At 73.7% G+C, this 1,262-nt stretch carries 2 protein-coding genes; both read left to right on the plus strand.

The features are described from left to right. Positions 1 to 900, plus strand: a 900-nt coding sequence (locus tag AOK22_RS26840) for a hypothetical protein (protein ID WP_055701291.1), incomplete at its 5' end; no start/stop codon positions are given. A gap of 169 nt (positions 901 to 1,069) precedes the next feature. Next, positions 1,070 to 1,262: hypothetical protein (locus tag AOK22_RS40120; RefSeq protein ID WP_244165024.1), on the plus strand; the 193-nt coding region annotated here is incomplete at its 3' end.

Below are 1,262 nucleotides of genomic sequence, written 5' to 3' on the forward strand. Positions count from 1 at the left end.
GCCCCGCAGCAGGGCGGCTACAGCCAGCCTCAGCAGCCCGGCCCCTACGGGCAGCAGCCGGGAGTCCCGCCGCAGGGCCCGTACGGGCAGCCGCCCCAGGCGCCCTACGGGCAGGTCCCGCCCCCGCCGCCCGGCGGCGGCAAGAAGACCGGCCTGATCATCGGGATCGTCGCCGTGGTCGCCGCGGCAGCGGTCGGCGGCTACTTCCTCCTCGCGGGCGGCGACGACGACAAGGGCGGCAAGAACGGCGGCTCGTCGAACGTGGCGGACAGCGGGGGTGCCGGCGGCGTCGAGGACGACGGGCCGCACAAGCTGACCACGCCGGAGACCGTCATCACCGAGTACAAGAAGAAGCCGGACGGGTCCAGCGGTCCGAGCAGCGTCGACCTCGACAAGGCCGAGGCGGCCGGGGTGAAGAACCCCAAGGACGTCCAGGCGCAGTACGAGTCGGGCTCCGACGACAACCCGATGGCCAAGAAGGTGCTGAGCTTCGGCGGCGTCTACGGCGAGATCGAGGACCCCGAGGGCGTCGTCGACCACATGTTCGCGAACGCCGCGAAGGAGTCCCAGCAGGGCGGCACCGCCGGCAGCGGCGGCGGGAACGTCGAACTGGTCGGCGAGCCCAAGGCGTTCACCCCGTCCGAGCTCGACGGCGCCGTCCTGAAGTGCCAGGAGATGAAGATCGACCTGGGCGGCGGCGCGGGCACCACCGGCTCCACGTCCGGGGCGTCGGGCCCGAGCAAGATGTCCGCGGCGACCTGCATCTGGGGCGACCACAGCACGATCGGCTACGTCGTCAGCACGGACGTGAAGGGCGCCCTGACCGGCGCGTCCGCCGACCTCGACGAGGCGGCGACCACCTCGGCCAAGCTGCGCGGAGAGGTCCGCGTCAAGCTCTGACGCCCCCGCTCCCGCTCCCCCTCGGAGAGCGCCCCGACCGGGCCTCTCCGAGGCGGTCCCGCCCTGTCGTGCGCATATCGTGAGCATGCCGCCCCCGCCTCCCCGCGGGCCGTCCGGGTCCGTCAGGATGTCGGGGAGAAATCAGCATCCAGAGGGGGAGCCCCCAGCCATGAGCCACAACCAGCCGGGTCCGTACGGCGGGCAGCAGCCCGGCCCTTACGGGCAGCAGCCCCAGGCCCCCTACGGCCAGCCCCCGCAGCAGCCCGGTCCCTACGGGCAGCCGCCGCAGGCACCCCAGCCCGGCTACGGCTACCCGCAGCAGGCTCCCCCGCCGCAGCCCGGGTACGGCTACCCCCAGCAGG

The sequence above is a fragment of the Streptomyces silaceus genome (assembly GCF_001419745.1).
Lineage (GTDB): Bacteria > Actinomycetota > Actinomycetes > Streptomycetales > Streptomycetaceae > Streptomyces > Streptomyces silaceus.